The following is an 18,140-nucleotide window of genomic DNA, read 5'->3' as shown; positions in this document are numbered from 1 at the left end:
GCGCCGAACCACCGGGCCAGCGCGTCGAGCAGGGACTGCCGGTCCTCGCCGACCCACGCCACGTACCCGTCGGGCCGCAGCAGGACGGCGGGGACGTCCAACTCCTCGGTCGCGTCGACGACATGGTCGACGCGGTCCGCCCAGCCCGTGACCGCGAGCCGGCCGCCGGTCCGGTCGAGCAGCAGCCCCCGCCCGCCGCGCATCAGCTCGTACAGGCGCCCCTGCCCGAGCCGGACGTCCCGCAGCCGGCGGCCGAGCAGCTCGTGGCCCTCGCCGAGCTCGTAGCGGACCCCGACCGCGGTGACCATCTCGGTCATGTACCGGTTCACCTCCTCGAAGTCGGCCAGCTTCGAGAGCAGTTCGCGCAGCGCCGCGGGGCCGGACCCGGTGCCCAGCAGGGTCATCTGGGCGCGGGTGTTCTCCACGACCCGGGCGCCCACCGGGTGGCGTTCGCTGTGGTAGCTGTCCAGCAGGTCGGCCGGGGCCCAGCCCTGGATCTCGGCGGCCAGCTTCCAGCCCAGGTTGTAGGCGTCCTGGATGCCGAGGTTGAGGCCCTGGCCGCCGGTGGGCGGGTGGATGTGCGCCGCGTCGCCGGCCAGGAAGGCCCGGCCGACCCGGTAGCGCTCGGCCTGCCGGGTGGCATCGCCGAAGCGGGAGAGCCAGCGCGGCGAGTGGGCGCCGAAGTCGGTGCCCGCGACGGCCCGCAGCCGCTGCCGGAACTCCTCCAGGGTGGGCGCGGTGGCGCGGTCCTCGACCACGGCCTCGGCGGGCACGATCACGCGGTACAACCCGTCCCCCTGGGGGATCGCACCGAAGAGCATCTGGGTCCGGCGGACCTCGGTGACGACGGCCTCGATGGTCGCCGGGTCCTCGGTCAGCGACAGCTGGCCCAGCAGCGTGTCGACCTTCGAGGGCTCGCCGGGGAAGCCGATCCCGAGCAGCTTGCGCACCGTGCTGCGCCCGCCGTCGCAGCCGACCAGGTAGCGTGAGCGCAGCCGGGTGCCGTCCGCCAGCTCGACGCTCACCCCGTCCTCGTCCTGGCTCAGCCCGACCACCTCCTGGCCGCGCCGGATGTCGGTGCCCAGTTCGAGGGCGTGCTCGTTGAGCAGCTGCTCGGTGACCGGTTGCGGGGTGGTCAGCCCGTACGGGTGGGCGGTGTCCATGCTCTCCGGCCAGGGCTTGTAGATGCCGCCGAAGAAACCGCCGACCGAGAACTTCCCGCTCACCGCGAGGAAGCGCTCCAGCAGCCCGCGCTGGTCCATCATCTCCACGCTGCGCACGTGCAGGCCCTGGCCGCGGGACTGGTCGGTCGGCTCGGTCAGCGGCTCCAGCACCACCACCCGCACGTCGTGCAGCCGCAGTTCGCTCGCCAGCATCAGACCGGTCGGCCCGCCGCCGACCACGATCACGTCGATCATCAGTACTTCCCCCATGAGGTTCGCGCGAGGCCCGTACGCAGGACAAACCCGTCTGTATGTCGCGAACCGAAGATTTCGTGTGTTCCAGCCTCGGGCGACGATTCTGCGCCATGACGGGGGCCTTGCCGCAAGGCCCCCCGAGCGCGGTACTTTGGTAGTGGCAAGGAGTCGCTGACCTCCTTGCCTTTTCGTTTTCCGGCTTCCTTGCGCGCTTCCTTGCCCGCTTCGCCTCGCGCCGGCTTCGAGGGGCTCGGCCACCGGCGCTGGTTTACACATTTTGCGGCGAGTGTCAAATTTGTAGCCATGCCGAAGGTTCCAGCCGCACAGCTCGTGCTCGACGCCGCCTACCGCTGCTTCGCCCGCAACGGGTACCGCCGCACCACGATCTCCGACATCGTCGAAGAGGCGGGGATGTCCCGCCCGACCGTCTACAAGTACGTCGGGAACAAGGACGAGGCGGTGGTCAAGGTCGTCGAGTCCCTGCTGGAGCGCTCCCTGACGGCGGCGCAGGAGGCCGCCGCGGCCGCGGACGCACCCGAGGAGAAGATCCTCGCCGTGCTCGCGGTGAAGCTGGAGGTCGCCGTCCGGCTCTGGCAGGACAGCCCCGCATACGCCCAGGAGCTGCTCTCCGCTGCCACCGCCCAGGCGCCCGGGCTGATCACCACCTACACCGACGGACTGGCCGAGCTGCTCACCGCCGCCCTGGCCGGGGCCGCCCCGAACACCGCGCACCAGGCCGCCACCGTCCTGCTCACCTTCACCCGGGGACTGGAGGACGACCTGCGAGACGCCGACGCCGCCCACCGCGACCTCGCCACGGGCGTGCGCATCATCACCCGCGGGGCGCTCGACCGCCCTGCAGCCACCACGGCCTGACCCACCGGCAGGCCGTATCCGAAAGGCCACCGCCCCCATGAGCATCACCGCCCCCGCGTACTACCGCGACCAGCAGGCCTGGCGCGACCTGCAGCAGTTCCTGCCCGCCCGGCTCCGGCTGACCGACGCCACCGTGCCCGAGGAGGAGTTCTGGAACTGGCGCGGACACCGCGTCCACCTCGACCGCTACCGCAACCCCGAGGCGAAGGCCAAGGTCGTCCTGCACCACGGGGTTGGCACCAACGGCCGCCAGATGTCCCTGATCCTGGGCGCCCCGCTGGCCGCCCGCGGCTTCGAGACCGTCGCCCTGGACAACCTCGGCTACGGCCTCACCGAGGTGCGGCGCGGCAGCACCCCCTCGTAACCAGGCACACCGCTTGACCGGTGCCCGGGCATCGGGCGGCCCGCCGATGTCCGGCGGTTTCTCGTGGTCGTGCGCTCTGGCGGACCCGTGCGCCGACGTCACCGCCATCGCCCGGCTCGCCGCCGGTCCGGAGGACCCGGAGACCCTGGGCACCTACTGCGCCACCGGCGCCCTGCGCCGCGCCGCCGAGCTCCTCCACCTGCACCGCAGCAGCGTCGCCCGTCGGCTCGAACAGATCGCCAAGGTCCTGGAGTTCGACCCCACCGACCCCGCCAGCCCGACCCGCGCCAGGCTCGCCCTCGCCGCGCGACGGTTGCTCGGCGACTGACCGGCGGGAAACGTCCCGTCAGAGACCGAGGCTGTCGGCGGTCTGTTCGGCGGTCCAGGCGAAGAAGTCGGCGGCGGGGTCGAAGGAGCCGACCAGGTGGCCGTGGAGTTCGAAACCGATCAGGCCGATGAGCTGGACCCAGGCGGAGACGGCGCGGGCGAGGGTGTGCTGGGGGAGCCCGGGGGCGAGGGTGGCGGTGAGGCGGGTGAGCTGCTCGGGCAGGGCGCCCCGGGGTGTGGGGCCGGGCGGGGTGGGGTTGAGGGGGGCCTCGCGGACGAGGCCGAGCAGGGCGAGCGGGAGCCGGGCGGCGGCCTCGATCGTGGTCTTCGGGGCGGCGTAGCCCGGCACGGGGGTGCCGTAGATCAGGGCGAACTCATGCGGGTTGGCGCGGGCCCAGTCGCGGGTGGCCTGCCAGAGCGCCCGCCAGCGCTCGCGGGCGGGGGCGTCGGCGGTGGCCGCGAGGGCCTGCTCGGCGGCGTCGCCGAGCTCGGTGTAGGCGTCCATGATCAGCGCGGTGAGCAGCTCGTCGCGGCTGGGGAAGTAGCGGTACAGGGCGGAGGAGACCATGCCCAGCTCGCGGGCGACGGCGCGCAGGGACAGCTGCTGGGCACCCGCCGAGGCGAGTTGCCGACGGGCCTCCTGCTTGATCTCGCGGGTGAGTTCCTCGCGGGCCCGTTCGCGGGCAGTCCGGATCGCTGGCATGGGGACAGCCTGCCACAGATTCGGAGCGGCGCACATGGGCGAGAGCACTGCTCTTGCTTTGCGGGTCTCCCGCTGTCATGCTGAAGACGTCGCCGAGAGCAGTGCTCTCGAATAGAAGCGGCAGTCACGGAATAGAGGGAGTCCGATGTCCCAGCCCGCGCAGTCGCCCAACCCCGCCACCCGCGAGATCAAGCCCACCACCCGGCTCGGCACCGCCGCCAACAACGTCGTCCACCGGATGGTCGCGGGCCTCACCAAGGCCGGCCTCAGCCTCTGGGGCTCCCGGGTCCTCGCCGTACGCGGCCGCAAGAGCGGCGAATGGCGCACCAACCCCGTCAACCTGCTCACTCACAACGGCGAGCGCTACCTGGTCGCCCCGCGCGGCCACGTCCAGTGGGTGCGCAACCTGCGGGTCGCCGGCACCGGCCAACTGCGCGTCGGCCGGCGCGTCGAGAGCTTCCACGCCACCGAACTGCCCGACGCCGACAAGCCCGAGGTGCTGCGCGCCTACCTGCGCCGCTGGAAGTGGGAGGTCAGTTACTTCTTCGACGGCATCGGCGCCGACGCGCCCACCGAGGAACTGCTGCGGATCGCCCCCGGCTACCCGGTCTTCCGGATCTCGGGCGACTGAGCGGGAGTCGGCAGCAGATAGCGCAGCTTGCCGCCGTCGGTGCCGACCAGACGGCCGCCGTTGGCCTCGATCACCCGCCGTGAGGCGGTGTTCGACTCGTCGCAGGTCAGCAGCACCTGGGAGATGCCGAGCGCGGCGGCGACCGGCATGGCGGCGGCGAGCATGGCGGTCGCGTGGCCCCGGCGCCGGGCGCTCGGCCGTACGTCGTAGCCGATGTGCCCGCCGACCCGCTTCAGCCTCGGGGTCAGCCGGTGGCGGATCGCGATCCGGCCCAGCAGTTGGTCGCCGTCGGCCCACCAGAGCGTCGTCATCGGCACCGCCGCGTCCGCGCGCATGCCCGCCTCGGTGCGCTCGGCCATGACCCGCGCGACGTAGCCGCCGAAGGCGGCGGGATCGGTCAACGCGGGCGGGTCGACGTCGGTGACGAACCAGGGGACGGGGCGGCCGGGTTCGCCGTGGAACTCGGCCACCGCCGCCAGGAACGAGGTCCGCAGGCGGACCGTCGGATCGATCAGTTCAGGCATCCTGCCATGATGCCGGTCGGCCCGGACCCCGGGGGCTCAGTTCCCTGGCCGGAGCTCCACCCGCTCCGCGCCGTCGAGAGCCGCCGCCCAGTCCGCGAAGGCCCGCACTCGTCCAGGATGCGGCAGACCGCAGCCCCAAGGCGCTTCGCTCCCCGGGGTGTTCGGGGCGGGACGGACCGCGGTGCAGTTCCTCGTCCGGGTACGGTGACCCGTCACGGGGGAGCGGTCGGTCGGGATTTCGGCGGTGCAGCAGCACCGCGTAGTCGTACAGGGCCAGTTGACGTTCGGGCGCGTACTGCCCGGTGGCGGCGCTCACCAGCGGACGGCCGGCTCGATTCTCTTGATCATCGCTCAGATGATGGCAGCTGCCCCCGGTCCGGGCAAGCGATTTTTCCGTACCCGTACCTTCGGCCCTCCCGGCCCTCCCGGCCCTCCCGGTACCGTCGCGGTGGGACCACGGAGGAAGGACACCCGCCATGCACCAGCGCACCGCCGACGAGGAACTGCCGCCCGGCTACCGCGGCCTGATCCTCGACTTCGTTGGCGTCCTCACCGAGGGCGTCCGCGAGGCGACCGGCGCCTGGGCCGTGGTCGAAGGGCTCGACGCGGAGGCCTGGCGCCGCACCCTGACCACCGACCCCGTGGTGCGGCAGCTCTACACCGAGCTGGAGCACGGCCGGCTCGGGCAGGCGGAGTGGAACGCCCGCACCGGGGCCGTCCTCGGGATCGACGGCGACAACCTGATGGGCCGGGCCTGGGCGGTGGTCCGCCCGGCCGCCGACATGGTCCGGCTCGCCCGCGAGGCCCGCCGCGCCGGGTACACCGTCGCGCTGCTCTCCAACAGCTTCGGCCTGGAACCGTACGACCCGTACGCGGCGACCGGCGTCTGGGAGCTGTTCGACGTCGCGGTGGTCTCCGAGCGCGAGGGCATCGCCAAGCCGGACCCGGTGATCTACCGCACGGTCCTGGACCGGATGGGCCTGCCCGCCAGCTCCTGCGTGTTCGTCGACGACCAGCCGGCGAACCTGGTCCCGGCGGCCGAACTCGGCATCACCACCCTGCTGGCGGACGGTCTGCCCGGGACGGCGGGACGCCTGGCACGCCTGCTCGGCCTGGACCTCGGCGGCCCCTGACCTCGGGGCCGCCGCCGGGGGAGACCCTCCGTCAGCCCTTGCCGCCGCCCGCCCTCAGCACCTGGGCCGCCGCCACACCGGCCGCGCTGTTGCCGTGGCCGCCGCCCTCGACCTCGGCCGCGACGGCGAGGTCGTTGCGGTAGGCGATGAACCAGCTGTTGGTGGCCTGGCCGGAGCCCGCCTCGGCGGTGCCGGTCTTGGCGCCGACCTGGCCGCTCAGCCCGGACATCGGGGTGCGGGCGGTGCCCTGGGTCGCGGTCTTGGCCATCATCGCGCGCAGATCGCGGGCGACGTCGGCCGGCAGCTTTCCGGTCGCGGAGACGCGTTTGACGTCCTCCCGCAGGACGGGCTGACGGAACGTTCCGCTCTGCACGGTGGCGGCCACCGAGGCCATCAGCAGCGAGTTCACCTGGATCTGGCCCTGGCCGACGTACTCGGCGGCCGCCTCGTCCTTGCTGCCCGGCACCGGGATGGTGGCGTCCCGGCTCGGGATGCCGATGTGCCACTGCAGGCCGAGGCCGAACTGGTCGCGGGCCACCGTCGCGAGCGTGCCCGGCTGCAGCTTCTCCAGGCCCTTGTCGATGAAGCCGGTGTTGCAGGAGCGGGAGAAGTCGTCGGCGAGCGTGTAGGCGGGGAAGTCTCCGGGCTCGTCGTTGTGCCAGGCCCTGGGGGAGTAGGTGGTCTCCTTGCACGGCACCACGGTGTCCGGGCTCACCCCGGCCTCCAGCAGCGCGGCCGAGGTGACCACCTTCATCGTCGAGCCCGGCGCCTGCCCGCCCCCGACCGCGCGGTTGAAGCCGCCCTGCGGGGCGTAGGCCATCGCCAGGATCTGCCCGGTGCTCGGCTGGACGGCCACCAGCGAAGCCGGCTTGCCGCCCGCCGACTGCTGCTTGACCGCCTCCTCGGCGACCTGCTGGAGGTCGGCGTCCAGGGTGAGCGTGACCTGCGGCGCACTCGGCGGGGTGAGGACGAACAACTGCTCCGGATCCTGTGGTCCTCCGCCGCCGGACAGCACCACGGCCTGCCCGGTGACCACCTTCGCGCCGTCGGCGGGGGCGATCTGGGGCAGCACGCCGCGCAACGACGGGAAGGAGTCCAACGGCCGGCCCTTGCGGTCGGTCGGCTTCGACACCGGGTTGGGCAGCGGCCGCACGGCGATCGTCCTGCCCGCGGAGAACTTGGGGTGGACCACGCTCGGCGCCCACCGCACCAGCGTCCGCCCGTCCGCGGCCCGCATCACGCCGAGGACGTTGTCGTACTCCCAGGCCTCCGTGGCCCCGTCGAACTCCGCCCGCACCTTGAAGCCGACGGCGGGCTCGCTCGGGGTGCCGGAGGAGGCCGGGCCCGTCCCGGTCAGCGCGAGCGACGTGGTCGGCACCCCGTCATGGAACGCGGTCAGCGCCGTTCGGGCGGCCTCCGGACGGTCGGTCAGACCGGCGGCGGCCGTGAAGTCCCCCCGGCCCCAGGCCGACAGGAAGTCCTTGGCGACCGCCTCGGCCTGCTCGGTGCTCGGCGGCTGCTGCGGCGACGGGGTCGCGGCCGCGGCCGTGTCACCGCCACCGTCCCCGGAGGATCCGCCCGACACGGCGTTCACCAGGTTGTACGCGCCGTACCCGCCGACCCCGACCAACGCGGCGAACACCCCGCCGACCGCCACCAGCACGACCCTCCGCGTGGTCGAGCGGCGCCGGGGCTCGTCCTCGTGCTCCGGGTAGTCCCCGTCATCGGCGTGGTCGGTGTGGTCGGTGAAGCCGGTGTGCTCCTGCTCCTCGTGCATCCTGCTCTGTCCCCCCTGGGTATGTCCTGGTCACGGGCCCGCCCCCGCCCCCACGCCCGGACCCTGTGGTCGGGTGAGGGGTCGTTCGGGCCCGGACCAGCCTAATGGCGCGGTCGTCTTCCATGATGATCGGCCCTGAGAGTGGGCTCGGCCGGGGCACCGGCGGCCGCCGGCACCGGCCGTGACGCGGACGCGGATCGGCGGCGAAACGCTGGACCCGTTCGTCCTGTCCCGCGGCTCGTGACGGGTCCCGTCCGACCGTGCCCCCCGTTTCCGTCCGGGTGCGGGAACCTCGAACGTCGGGAGAATCGATGTGTGGGGGACGGCCCCGGCTGCGCCGCGGGTGTCTACGTGAGAGGACCATGCCATGCCCGACTTCCACCCGAAGCACGATCACCTGATCATCAAGCCGATCGGGGGCGCGACACCGCAGGACCCGGAGAGGTGGAAGGGCGAGGTGGTGGCGGTCGGGCCCGGCCGGCAGCTGGGGAGCGGCAAGCCGCACCCGGTGGACGTCAAGGTCGGCGAGAAGATCCTCTTCAACAGGTTCTCCGGATCGGAGATCGAGGTGGAGGGGCAGGCGTACGTCGAGCTTCCCGAGGACGAGGTCCTCGCGCTCTCCGCGGAGTAGGGACGGGGCGACGGGCGTACCCGGTACCTGACGTCTTCGACCCCGACAGCCCCAGGCCCCCGAGACCTTTGGAGATTCCCGCCATGACCGAGCAGTCACCCGCCCGGATCGGCGTCACCGGACTGGCCGTGATGGGCCGCAACCTGGCCAGGAACTTCGCCCGTCACGGATACCGCGTGGCTGTGCACAACCGCACGCAGGCGCGGACCACGGCGCTGCTGGAGGAGTTCGGGCATGAAGGCGAGTTCGTGGCGGCCGGGACCACGGAGGAGTTCGTCGCGGCCCTGGAACGCCCCCGCCTGATCGTGATCATGGTCAAGGCCGGGGCACCGACCGATGCGGTCATCGACGAGCTGGTGCCGCTGCTCGACGAGGGCGACGTGGTGGTGGACGGCGGGAACGCGCACTTCCTCGACACCAGGAGGCGGGAGGCGGCCCTGCGGGAACGCGGACTGCACTTCGTGGGCAGCGGGATCTCCGGTGGTGAGCAGGGCGCGCTGGAGGGGCCGAGCATCATGCCCGGCGGTACCGCGGAGGCCTACCGGGTCCTGGGGCCGTTGCTGGAGGACATCGCGGCCAAGGTCGACGGCAAGCCCTGCTGCACCCATGTCGGACCGGACGGCGCCGGTCACTTCGTCAAGATGGTCCACAACGGGATCGAGTACGCCGACATGCAGCTCATCGCCGAGGCGTACGACCTGCTGCGGCACGCGGCGGGACTGCAGCCCGACGCGATCGCCGAGGTCTTCCGGACCTGGAACGCCGGGCGCCTGGAGTCCTATCTGATCGAGATCACCGCCGAGATCCTCGCCCACACCGATGCGGCGACCGGGAAGCCCTTCGTCGACGTCGTGCTGGACCAGGCGGAGCAGAAGGGCACCGGCCGCTGGACGGTCCAGAGCGCGCTGGAGCTCGGCGTGCCCGTGAGCGGGATCGCCGAGGCGGTCTTCGCCCGGGCGCTGTCCGGCAGCGTGCCGCTCCGGCAGGCCGGACGGGGGCTGCCCGGCCCCACCGAGACGTGGCTCGACAGCGCGGCGGCGGACCGGTTCGCGGACGACGTCGAGCAGGCTCTGTACGCCTCCAAGATGGTGGCCTACGCCCAGGGCTTCAACCAGATCCAGGCCGGCAGCGCGGAGTACTCCTGGCAGATCGACCCCGGCGAGATGGCCGCGATCTGGCGCGGCGGTTGCATCATCAGGGCTCGGTTCCTGGACCGGATCCGGGCCGCGTACGAGGCGGACCGGGAGCGTCCCACGCTGCTGACCGACGCGCACTTCCGGGAGGCGCTCGGTTCCGCGCAGTCGGCTTGGCGACGGGTCGTCTCGGTGGCGGCCCAACTGGGGGTGCCCGCCCCCGGCTTCGCAACCGCGCTCGCCTACTACGACAGCCTGCGGGCGGAGCGTCTTCCGGCCGCACTGGTGCAGGGACAGCGGGACTTCTTCGGCGCGCACACCTACCGCCGGGTCGACCGGGACGGGATCTTCCACACCCGCTGGGAGGTCGAGGGCCGCCCCGAGGAGCAGCGTTGACATCTCCTCAACCCTCTTGCCCGAAAAGGCACTTCACCGATCTCACGCAGGCTCGGAGAACGGCCTCCACCGGCCCTTCGAGCCGGGGACGACGCGCATGGCGTCGCCGTCAGTCTCCGGGGACGGTGAGATCGGCACGCGCCGGCATGTCCGTGGCGGTCAGGTAGTACTCCTCGACGGCCCGCCAGTGGGTGAGCCAGGCCTCGTGCTGGGGCCGCAGGTCGGGACGGGCGTACACCCGGCGCAGACACAGCTCGCTCGGGGTGTCGACGAAGACGGTCAGGTCGTAGAAACCGGCCAGCTCCGGCCGGGCGGTCAGCACCCCTTCGACGATCACCACGTCCCCCGGCGGCACGCTGCGCGGCTCGCCGGCCCGAGGGGCGTTCGCGTCCCGGTCGAACTGCTCGTAGCGAGCCGGCCGGCCGTCGGAGAGCGGGACGAGGACCTGATCGCGTAGCCGCTGCCACTCGAAGAGCCGGTGGTAGCCCTCTTCCGGTTCCATGGAGAGGCGTTCGTGGCAGGGCATCGGGTGGAAGGAGTCGTCGCCGTGCACCACGACCGCGTGTCCTGGCCCGCCCAGGTAGGCGGCCACCGCGGCCGCGAGCGTCGACTTCCCCGCTCCGGCCCGGCCGTCGAGGGTCACCAGCACGCAGCCGTCCGTCGCACGCGCGGTCACGGCCGCCGCGATTCGCTCGACCGGTCCGCGGGCCGGCGGCGCGTTGAACGGGCGGCCGGCCACCTCGGGCACGGGAACGTGCGGTGCCGCAGCCTGCGGCGCACCGGTGCCGGATGCCGAGGTGGTGCCCATGGCTCGCCGTCCTTCGGATGTTCGCTGCCGTACGGCGTCGGGACCGGGGTCCGGTGTGCGCGGGGCGCGGCCGGGCGCAGGAGCAGGTCTCGGCCGTTCCTTCGTGGAGCCGGCCGGTCGACGGGTTGCGGTGCCGCTCCGGCGACCGCGCAGCGCGGAGGCGCAGGCGGCCACCAGGGCCATCACCGCGGCCGTGCTGAAGGCGATGACGAGTCCGTGGTGGAAGGGGCCGGCGATGAGTTCGGGGAAGAACCGCGTCCCGGTCAGGGGCTGGGCGTTGCGGGCGGGAAGCGTGCTCAGGACACCGCTGGGCCCCAGCAGGTGGCCGATCGGATTGTCGCCGAGGAACGTGGCGAACAGGGTGCTCACCGGCGGCAGCCCGGCCAGGTGGCCGGCCGCCTCGGCCGGCACTCCCTGCACCCGCAGGCCGCTGTCGAGGGTGTGCGGAAGCGTGGTGGCCAGGCCGGTGATCATCAGTGAGAAGAACAGGCCGATCGACAGGGCGATGCCCGAGTTCTGGAACGTCGCGCGCATGCCGGAGGCCGCGCCGCGTTGCTCCGGCGGCACGCTGCCCATGATCGCCGAGGTGTTCGGCGCCGAGAACATGCCCTGGCCGAGCCCGCTGAGCAGCAGCAGGCCCGCGAACGCCGGGTACGGGAATTCCACCGGCAGGGCCAGCAGGCCGACGAAGGCGGTGGCCACCAGGATCAGGCCGGTGGTGGCGAACAGCCTGGGGCCGTAGCGGTCGGAGAGGACGCCGGAGGCGGGGCCGCCGAGCAGGAACCCGATGGTCAGCGGCAGCAGGAAGATGCCGGCCCACAGCGGGGTGCGGTCGAAGGCGTAGCCGTGCAGCGGCAGCCAGATGCCCTGCAGCCAGATGATGAGCATGAACTGCATGCCGCCGCGGGCGATCGCGATGAGCAGTGCCGCGAGGTTTCCGGCGGCGAACGCGCGGATCCTGAACAGGCCGAGCTGGAACATCGGGTCGGCGACCTTGGTCTGTGCGACGCAGAACGCGACGAGCAGCGCGGTGCCCGTTGCCAGGCCGCCGAGCACGTAGGGGTTGGTCCAGTCGGTCGAGTGGCCGCCGTAGGGCTGGATGCCGTAGGTGATCGAGGCGAGGAGGGCGCCGGCCCCCGCAGCGAAGGTGAGGTTGCCGAGCCAGTCGATGCGCCCCGGTTTCCGTGAGCCGATCTCGCGCAGACTGCGGTACGACCAGAGGGTCCCGGCGACACCGATCGGGACGCTCACCCAGAAGACGGCCCTGGACCGCCGTCACGGACGCCACGCCGTGTCCTCCACCGTCTGTCGATCGTTGGCGGGGGAGCGCACGGTCACCCACGTGACCAGCGGAGCGGTCGCCGAGAGCACCGAGGACCAGATCGCCGTGACCGGTCTGCTCGAATCGGGAGCCGTGGCCACAATGCACTTCCGGGGCGGTACATCCCGCGCCACCGGCTTCCACTGGGAGATCAACGGCACCCGTGGCGACCTCGTCGTGAAGGCCGACCACGACCTGTGGTGGATGGGGCGGCTGCGGCTGTACGGCGCCCGGGGCGATGACGGCGGCTCGCTCGAGCTCCCGGTCCCCGCCCGCTACCAGCGGTCGCTGACCCATTGGATTGAGCGGGCCGCCGAGCCCGCTCACAACGTCGCCCACGAGTACGCGCTGCTGCGCGAGCAGATCACCGGGAGCCTCGCGCCGGGCGAGGACGGTGTTCCCGACTTCCGGCACGCCGTCCGGCGCCACCGCATGCTGGAACAGATCCGCGAGGCGGCACGGACCGGCCGGAGGACCACGCTCGCCCCCTGGGGCCCGTGAGCCCCGTTGCCGTGGGTACCGCGGGCACCCTTGCCCGGATCACGCCGGTTCGCTGCCGGGCGGGCCCGTCTGGCAGCCGTCCCGGCGGGCGGGGAGAATGGTGACCGCAAGGCTTGCCGCCGCGACACGCGGAGTCGGGAACTGCGGAGTTGGTAACTGGTGTGAAGAGCTCCCCTCGCCCCGCCGAGTCCGCCACGCCGCTCGCACCCGGGCCCGGCGCCGGTGAGAAGGGGCTCAGGGCGGGCGCCCTGGGGCTGTTCTCGTCGGTGGCGATCGGGCTCTCCTCGACCGCGCCGGCGTACAGCCTGGCGGCGGCACTCGGCGTGATCGTGGCCCGGGTGGGGCTGCAGGCCCCGATCGTCATCATGCTGGCGTTCGTGCCGATGCTGCTGATCGCGTACGCCTACCGGGAACTGAACGCCGTCAACGCCGACTGCGGGACGACCTTCGCCTGGGCCACCCGAGCGTTCGGTCCACACGCCGGCTGGATGGGCGGCTGGGGCCTGATCATCGCCGACGTGATCACCATGGCGAACCTCGCCGAGATCGCCGGCATCTACGGCTTCCGGCTGGTCGGACTGGAGTCGCTGGCGGCCAGCCGGTTGTGGACCACCCTGGCCGGGGTGGCCTGGATCGCCCTGATGACGGCGGTCTGCTACGTGGGCATCGAGGTGTCGGCGGCCCTGCAGCGCTGGCTGGTCTGCCTGGAGGTCGCGACCCTGGTGCTTCTCGCCGTGACCGCCCTGGTCAAGGTCTACACCGGCGGCCCGCCGACCGCGACGCACGTCTCCGCCTCCTGGTTCAATCCGCTGAACGTCCCCTCCCCCCAGGCGCTGACCACCGGGGTGCTCGCCGCGGTGTTCATCTACTGGGGGTGGGACACCGCGCTCACCGTCAACGAGGAGACCGCGGACAGCCGGCACACCCCCGGGCGGGCCGCCGTGCTGTCCACCGTTCTGCTGCTGGTCATCTACGGTCTGGTCGCCACCGCGGCACAGGCCTTCGCCGGGGCCGGCACCACGGGCATCGGGCTGGCCAACCCGGACAACTCCAGCGACGTGCTCTCCGGCCTCGGCGGGGCGGTGTTCGGCACCACCGGGCTCGGCCCCGCGCTCACCAAACTGCTGATCCTGATGGTGCTGACCTCGGCGGTCGCCTCCACCCAGACCACCATCCTGCCGACCGCCCGCACCGTCTTCTCGATGGCCGCGCACAAGACCGTGCCGTCCGGCTTCGCCCGGCTGCACCGCCGGTTCCTGACCCCGACCTGGTCGACCGTCGGCATGGGGCTGGTGTCGATCGTCTTCCTGGTGCTGCTCTCCTCGATCAGCCGCGACGTGCTGGCCGACTCCATCGACTCGGTGGGCCTGGCCATCGCCTTCTACTACGGTCTGACCGGCTTCGCCTGCGTCTGGTACCACCGCCGGGTGCTCACCCGCAGCCTCCGGGACCTGCTGTTCAAGGGCGTCCTGCCCGGGATCGGCGGGCTGATCATGCTCTTCCTGTTCTGCTACGCCGCCTTCCACGTCTACGCCGCCCCCGACTACGGCGCGACCTCCGTCCGGCTGCCGCTGCTCGGCCGGGTCAGCGGGGTGACCGTCCTGGGGCTGGGCGCGCTGCTGATCGGCGTGGCGCTGATGCCGGTGGTCACCCGGGAGCACACCGCGGCACTGCGGCTGCAACGCAGTCTGCTGCCGCATCGGCTGCCGGCACTGAGCGCGGTCGAGTCGGCCAGCCGCTACCTGCCGGCCGACAGCCGCACCGGGGTGGGCGGGGACTGGTACGACGTCATCCCCCTGTCCGGCTGCCGGGTCGGTCTGGTGGTCGGCGAGGTGCTCGGCCACGGCGTGCGGGCCGCCGCCGCGATGGGCCGGCTGCGGGCCGGCATCCGGGTGCTGGCCCGACTGGACCTGGATCCGGACGAACTGCTCACCCATCTGGACGACGTGGTGCGCGAGGAGGACGACCCGCGCAGGCCACGCGGCGGCGTGACCTGCCTGTACGCGGTGTACGACCCGGTCAACGGCCGGTGCAGCCTGGCCCGGGCAGGCCACGCGCCGCCCGTCGTGGCCGACCCGGAGGGCGGCGTCCGCTACGCGGAGCTGCCGGCCGGGCGGCCGCTGGGGCTGGGCGGTTCGCCGTTCCAGCGCGCCGAGCTGGACCTGCCGGCCGGCAGCCTGATCGCCCTGTACACGGACGGCCTGGTACAGGCCGTGGATGGCCGGCGCGGGCTCACCGAGACGCTGGCCGGGCTCCGCCAGCCGCTGGAGAGGCTGTGCGACGAGGCGCTGGCGACTCTGCTGCCCGGGCCGGTGGACGACGACGCCGTCCTGCTGCTGGTCCGCACCCGCCGGCTCGGCACCGGGCAGGTCGTCGACTGGGAGCTGGCGCCCGACCCGGCGGCGGTCGCCCGGGCGCGTCGCCTGGTCACCGGGCGGCTCGACGAATGGGGCTTGGCGGAGCTCGTGTTCACCACCGAACTGATCGTGAGCGAGCTGGTCACCAACGCGATCCGGTACGCCCCCGGGCCGATCCGGGTCCGGCTGATCCGGGACCGCAGCCTGATCTGCGAGGTCTCCGACACCGGGCACACCTCGCCGCACCTGCGCCAGGCCGCCCGGGACGACGAGGGCGGGCGCGGTCTGTACATCATCGCCCAGCTCACCGAGCGCTGGGGCACCCGCTACACCGAGGAGGGCAAGATCATCTGGGCCCAGCAGGCCCTGCCCGCCGAGGGCTGACGACCGCGACCGGGCCGACCGCGAGCGGCGTCCCCGCCGATCGGTCTCCCCGTCCACAAGGCGGCGCCGGAGGTGTCGATGTGGCGCCGCCGGTCGATCCAGGAGGGGAGAGGCGCTTAACTGTGGAGTGGGGAAAACGACGCGGTTGTGGGGACGCCGGGACAGAAGGGCAGTCCGGTGGCTGATGTCTCGAACACGAGAGCGTGGCGTTCGCCGCGATTCCTGCCCAGGTGGTCGCACCGGGTCACGATCGGCGGCTATGTGCTGGTCGCGGCCGCGGTGGCGCTGGATTTCGCCAGCGGGCCCGGTATCACGTTCGCCCCGATGCTCGCGGCCCTCCCCGTACTGGCCGGTGTGGGCGCCCGCCGGGCCGCGGTTCCGCTGACGGCCGGGGTGGTCGCCAGCGCGATCATCGTCGGCATGGCGGCCTTCGACACCGACGTGCCCGATGTCGTGATGGCGACCGCGGCGGCCACAGTGGTCATGGTCACCTTCTTCAGCTGCGTCAACGTCGTGGTGGTGACGGCCCAGGAGCGGGAGCTGGCCAGGGTCCACACGGTCGCCGAGGCCGCGCAGCGCGCCCTACTGCGCCTGGTGCCCCGGCGGATGGGGCCGCTGGTGGTCGCGGTGCGCTACGTGGCGGCGGAGGCCGAGGCACGGATCGGCGGGGATCTGTACGAGGTGATGCCGACCCCGTACGGGGTGCGGTTGTTCCTCGGCGACGTGTGCGGCAAGGGCTTGGCGGCAGTGGAGACCGCGGCCGACGTGCTGGGGGTGTTCCGTGAGGCCGCGCGGGCCGAGCCGGACCTGGCGGAGGTGGCCAGGCGGCTGGACTCGGCGCTCGCTCGTCGTCCGGCGAGCGAGGAGTTCGTCACGGCGGTTCTGGTCAGCATCCCCGACACACCGGGACCGGCGGTCGTGGTCAACTGCGGGCACCCGCCGCCGCTGCTCTGCCATGACGGTCAGGTCAGCCCGGTGGAACCGGCCGTCGACGCACCCCCGCTGGCGCTGCTCGGCCTGGTCGGTGGGGACTACCACGCCGGGTCGCTCGCCTTCGACCGCGGCGACCTGCTGCTGCTGTACACGGATGGCGTGTCCGAGGCCCGGGACGCGGCGAGCCGGTTCTACCCGCTCGCCCAGCGCCTGGCCGCCCTGCCGCACGGTGAGCCGGACGCCCTGCTGGACGAGCTGCTCCTGGACGTGCGGGCGTACGTCGGCGCCGGGCTGACGGACGACGCGGCCCTGCTCGCCGTCCGCCGGGAGCGGTGACCGGGTCAAGCCGTCCCCGGAGGCGACCGCCGAGGTCACCAGTTCGCTCGCGCCCGGCAACGGCAGGGGTTGAGACCCGGAGCGTCCCGTTACGCCGGCCGTTGGTGCCGGTACTCCTCCAGCGCCGGCGACGTCCGCATCGCGCGGAAGTTCGTGATGGTGTACTCGGCCAACCCCGCCACCGAGTACGGGTCGCCCTTGGCGATGTCCTCGATCTGCGCCCGGTCGACACCGACCGCCACGATGACCGCGCCATCGCGGGGGTCCTTGGGGCCCGATGCGATGAAGACGCCGGATGCGTAGTGCGAGTCGAGCCAGGCGACGTGCTCGGGGTGGGCCGCTTCGATGCGCTGGAGCGGCGCGATGTAGGTCAGCTCAAGAATGAACATGATCGACATCATAGCGATGGGTAACCGTCCGGTCGCGCAGAGGCAGCGGTGCGGATCACCTGCTCCCGGACCCGTGCCGCGGTTGAGGCCGCCGTCGACGAAGAGCCGGCACTCCATACGGTCCTCCCGAGCAGCTCCTTCGAGTGGCGATCGGCCGCCACCGGCCGGAAACGGCCCGGCGGATCCGTCGGCGCCTGCACGATGGCGCGCCCGATGCTGATGGCCAACGGACGGACGGCAGATGACCTGGAACACTCGCGCACACGCGCCGCTGGACGGCATGACCATGGTGCTGCGCAAGCTCCCGCAGGTGACGGTGCTGTTCTGGATGCTCAAAACGGTTGCCGTGACTCTCGGAGAGTCCGCCGGAGACCTGCTCGGCATCAGCTTCCGGCTCGGCTACGTCACCACCGCGCTCCTCTTCCTCGCGTTCTTCCTGGTCGTCGTGGTGGCCCAGGTGCGGGCGGAGCGGTTCCACCCGGCGCTGTACTGGTCGGTGGTGCTGGGCACGAGCATGGTCGGGACCGAGGTGTCCGACTTCCTCAACCGCGGATTCGGCCACGGCAGCGCCCCTGACGGCATCGGCTACGCCTCCGGCGCCACGGTCCTCGCCGCCGTGCTGGCGCTGGTCTTCCTCGTCTGGTGGCGCACCGGGCAGACGTACGACGTGGAGAACATCTCCAGCCGCACCGGCGAGATCCTGTACTGGATCGCGATCCTGGTCTCCAACACCCTGGGCACCTCGAGCGGCGACTGGCTCTCGGACGACACCGGCCTGGGCTTTCGTAACGCCTTCTTGGCCATCGTGGGCGTCATGGCGCTGATCGTGGCCGCGTACTACCTGACGTCGATCAATCGGATGGTGCTGTTCTGGCTGGCGTTCATCCTCACGCGCCCCCTGGGCGCGGCCGGCGGCGACGCGCTGACCAAGCCTGCGTCCGAAGGCGGCCTGGGCTGGGGCACGGCGGGCGGCACCGCGGCGCTGAGCGCCGTGCTCCTGGCCCTGATCGCCTACCAGGCCTGGCACATCCGCCGCCACCCCCTGGCCCCGCTGCCGTTCCCCGTGGACCGGCGCACCGGACGGCCTCAGCGCCCCAACGGAGCCGTGGTCCAACCGGTGACGCCGTTGACGGACGGCGAACCGATCGACATGTAGTCGAACGTGATGGCTCCGGGGCCCGTGCCGGGTCGTCCGGAC

At 72.5% G+C, this 18,140-nt stretch carries 17 protein-coding genes; 11 read left to right on the top strand and 6 right to left on the bottom strand.

The genetic code is table 11. The annotated features are described in order from the left end of the window. Positions 1-1,418, bottom strand: a 1,418-nt coding sequence (gene rox, locus ACFVWU_RS28645) for a rifampin monooxygenase (RefSeq protein ID WP_387626286.1), incomplete at its 3' end; no start/stop codon positions are given. A 303-nt stretch (positions 1,419-1,721) separates the two neighbouring features. Here rox and ACFVWU_RS28640 point away from each other — a divergent pair. The 3 genes from ACFVWU_RS28640 to ACFVWU_RS28630 are packed head-to-tail and all read left to right on the top strand — an operon-like array spanning position 1,722 to position 2,986. Beyond that, complete coding sequence (locus ACFVWU_RS28640) at positions 1,722-2,294, top strand: TetR/AcrR family transcriptional regulator (RefSeq protein WP_387626284.1); 573 nt, start codon at positions 1,722-1,724, stop codon at positions 2,292-2,294. A 37-nt stretch (positions 2,295-2,331) separates the two neighbouring features. Then, entirely contained in the window at positions 2,332-2,658 is a 327-nt protein-coding gene (locus tag ACFVWU_RS28635; RefSeq protein WP_387626282.1) for a hypothetical protein, read from the top strand. A gap of 46 nt (positions 2,659-2,704) precedes the next feature. After that, the gene (locus ACFVWU_RS28630) at positions 2,705-2,986 is read left to right on the top strand and encodes a helix-turn-helix domain-containing protein (protein ID WP_387626280.1); all 282 of its coding nucleotides are present in this window, start codon (positions 2,705-2,707) and stop codon (positions 2,984-2,986) included. A gap of 18 nt (positions 2,987-3,004) precedes the next feature. On the opposite strand, the gene ACFVWU_RS28625 is transcribed toward ACFVWU_RS28630, so the two are convergent. Beyond that, entirely contained in the window at positions 3,005-3,688 is a 684-nt protein-coding gene (locus ACFVWU_RS28625) for a TetR/AcrR family transcriptional regulator (RefSeq protein ID WP_387626278.1), read from the bottom strand. 238 nt (positions 3,689-3,926) lie between these two features. Between ACFVWU_RS28625 and ACFVWU_RS28620 the strand changes: the two genes are divergently transcribed. Next, entirely contained in the window at positions 3,927-4,319 is a 393-nt protein-coding gene (locus ACFVWU_RS28620) for a nitroreductase family deazaflavin-dependent oxidoreductase (RefSeq protein ID WP_387626292.1), read from the top strand. Here the strand turns inward: ACFVWU_RS28620 and ACFVWU_RS28615 are convergent. After that, positions 4,289-4,843, bottom strand: a complete 555-nt coding sequence (locus ACFVWU_RS28615; RefSeq protein WP_387626276.1) for a GNAT family N-acetyltransferase — start codon at positions 4,841-4,843, stop codon at positions 4,289-4,291. The genes ACFVWU_RS28620 and ACFVWU_RS28615 overlap by 31 nt on opposite strands. 476 nt (positions 4,844-5,319) lie before the next feature. Between ACFVWU_RS28615 and ACFVWU_RS28610 the strand changes: the two genes are divergently transcribed. After that, positions 5,320-5,976 carry an HAD-IA family hydrolase gene (locus tag ACFVWU_RS28610; protein ID WP_387626274.1) on the top strand — a complete coding sequence of 219 codons (657 nt, stop codon included), beginning with the start codon at positions 5,320-5,322 and terminating at the stop codon, positions 5,974-5,976. Between the two features lie 31 nt (positions 5,977-6,007). On the opposite strand, the gene ACFVWU_RS28605 is transcribed toward ACFVWU_RS28610, so the two are convergent. After that, the gene (locus ACFVWU_RS28605) at positions 6,008-7,753 is read right to left on the bottom strand and encodes a penicillin-binding transpeptidase domain-containing protein (RefSeq protein WP_387626272.1); all 1,746 of its coding nucleotides are present in this window, start codon (positions 7,751-7,753) and stop codon (positions 6,008-6,010) included. A 367-nt stretch (positions 7,754-8,120) separates the two neighbouring features. Here ACFVWU_RS28605 and ACFVWU_RS28600 point away from each other — a divergent pair, with 367 nt between their 5' ends. Together ACFVWU_RS28600 and gndA are read left to right on the top strand one after the other, a co-directional pair. After that, positions 8,121-8,384: a co-chaperone GroES gene (locus ACFVWU_RS28600; protein WP_387626270.1), complete on the top strand. Its 264-nt coding sequence runs from the start codon at positions 8,121-8,123 to the stop codon at positions 8,382-8,384. A gap of 83 nt (positions 8,385-8,467) precedes the next feature. Then, complete coding sequence (gene gndA, locus ACFVWU_RS28595) at positions 8,468-9,913, top strand: NADP-dependent phosphogluconate dehydrogenase (protein ID WP_387626268.1); 1,446 nt, start codon at positions 8,468-8,470, stop codon at positions 9,911-9,913. A gap of 109 nt (positions 9,914-10,022) precedes the next feature. On the opposite strand, the gene ACFVWU_RS28590 is transcribed toward gndA, so the two are convergent. Further along, positions 10,023-11,972 (bottom strand): MFS transporter, encoded by a 1,950-nt coding sequence (locus ACFVWU_RS28590; protein ID WP_387626266.1) that lies wholly within the window; start codon positions 11,970-11,972, stop codon positions 10,023-10,025. A 91-nt stretch (positions 11,973-12,063) separates the two neighbouring features. Here ACFVWU_RS28590 and ACFVWU_RS28585 point away from each other — a divergent pair, with 91 nt between their 5' ends. From ACFVWU_RS28585 to ACFVWU_RS28575, 3 genes are all read left to right on the top strand, one after another. Continuing rightward, on the top strand, positions 12,064-12,543 hold the full coding sequence (locus tag ACFVWU_RS28585) for a hypothetical protein (protein WP_387626264.1): 480 nt from the start codon (positions 12,064-12,066) through the stop codon (positions 12,541-12,543). 161 nt (positions 12,544-12,704) lie between these two features. Further along, on the top strand, positions 12,705-15,284 hold the full coding sequence (locus ACFVWU_RS28580) for a SpoIIE family protein phosphatase (protein WP_387626262.1): 2,580 nt from the start codon (positions 12,705-12,707) through the stop codon (positions 15,282-15,284). Between the two features lie 177 nt (positions 15,285-15,461). Continuing rightward, a complete protein-coding gene (locus tag ACFVWU_RS28575; protein WP_387626260.1) occupies positions 15,462-16,553 on the top strand; it encodes a PP2C family protein-serine/threonine phosphatase in 1,092 nt (363 codons plus the stop codon). 89 nt (positions 16,554-16,642) lie between these two features. Here ACFVWU_RS28575 and ACFVWU_RS28570 read toward each other — a convergent pair whose 3' ends face one another. Beyond that, a complete protein-coding gene (locus ACFVWU_RS28570; protein ID WP_387626258.1) occupies positions 16,643-16,942 on the bottom strand; it encodes a YciI family protein in 300 nt (99 codons plus the stop codon). 241 nt (positions 16,943-17,183) lie between these two features. Between ACFVWU_RS28570 and ACFVWU_RS28565 the strand changes: the two genes are divergently transcribed. Then, the gene (locus tag ACFVWU_RS28565) at positions 17,184-18,098 is read left to right on the top strand and encodes a hypothetical protein (protein ID WP_387626257.1); all 915 of its coding nucleotides are present in this window, start codon (positions 17,184-17,186) and stop codon (positions 18,096-18,098) included. Positions 18,099-18,140: the final 42 nt, after the last annotated feature.

The organism is Kitasatospora sp. NPDC058190, assembly GCF_042883685.1.
Taxonomy (GTDB): Bacteria; Actinomycetota; Actinomycetes; order Streptomycetales; family Streptomycetaceae; genus Kitasatospora.
This window is presented reverse-complemented; position numbering and strand designations above follow the sequence as displayed.

What these genes read in the sequence shown, in the direction of transcription:
- ACFVWU_RS28635 (WP_387626282.1), top strand. Translation starts at nt 2,332, where the DNA reads ATGAGCATCACCGCCCCCGCGTACTACCGCGACCAGCAGGCCTGGCGC.
- ACFVWU_RS28600 (WP_387626270.1), top strand. Translation starts at nt 8,121, where the DNA reads ATGCCCGACTTCCACCCGAAGCACGATCACCTGATCATCAAGCCGATC.
- ACFVWU_RS28640 (WP_387626284.1), top strand. Translation starts at nt 1,722, where the DNA reads ATGCCGAAGGTTCCAGCCGCACAGCTCGTGCTCGACGCCGCCTACCGC.
- ACFVWU_RS28625 (WP_387626278.1), bottom strand. Translation starts at nt 3,688, where the DNA reads ATGCCAGCGATCCGGACTGCCCGCGAACGGGCCCGCGAGGAACTCACC.
- ACFVWU_RS28570 (WP_387626258.1), bottom strand. Translation starts at nt 16,942, where the DNA reads ATGTTCATTCTTGAGCTGACCTACATCGCGCCGCTCCAGCGCATCGAA.
- ACFVWU_RS28615 (WP_387626276.1), bottom strand. Translation starts at nt 4,843, where the DNA reads ATGCCTGAACTGATCGATCCGACGGTCCGCCTGCGGACCTCGTTCCTG.
- ACFVWU_RS28620 (WP_387626292.1), top strand. Translation starts at nt 3,927, where the DNA reads ATGGTCGCGGGCCTCACCAAGGCCGGCCTCAGCCTCTGGGGCTCCCGG.
- ACFVWU_RS28610 (WP_387626274.1), top strand. Translation starts at nt 5,320, where the DNA reads ATGCACCAGCGCACCGCCGACGAGGAACTGCCGCCCGGCTACCGCGGC.
- ACFVWU_RS28630 (WP_387626280.1), top strand. Translation starts at nt 2,705, where the DNA reads ATGTCCGGCGGTTTCTCGTGGTCGTGCGCTCTGGCGGACCCGTGCGCC.
- gndA (WP_387626268.1), top strand. Translation starts at nt 8,468, where the DNA reads ATGACCGAGCAGTCACCCGCCCGGATCGGCGTCACCGGACTGGCCGTG.
- ACFVWU_RS28605 (WP_387626272.1), bottom strand. Translation starts at nt 7,753, where the DNA reads ATGCACGAGGAGCAGGAGCACACCGGCTTCACCGACCACACCGACCAC.
- ACFVWU_RS28565 (WP_387626257.1), top strand. Translation starts at nt 17,184, where the DNA reads ATGACCTGGAACACTCGCGCACACGCGCCGCTGGACGGCATGACCATG.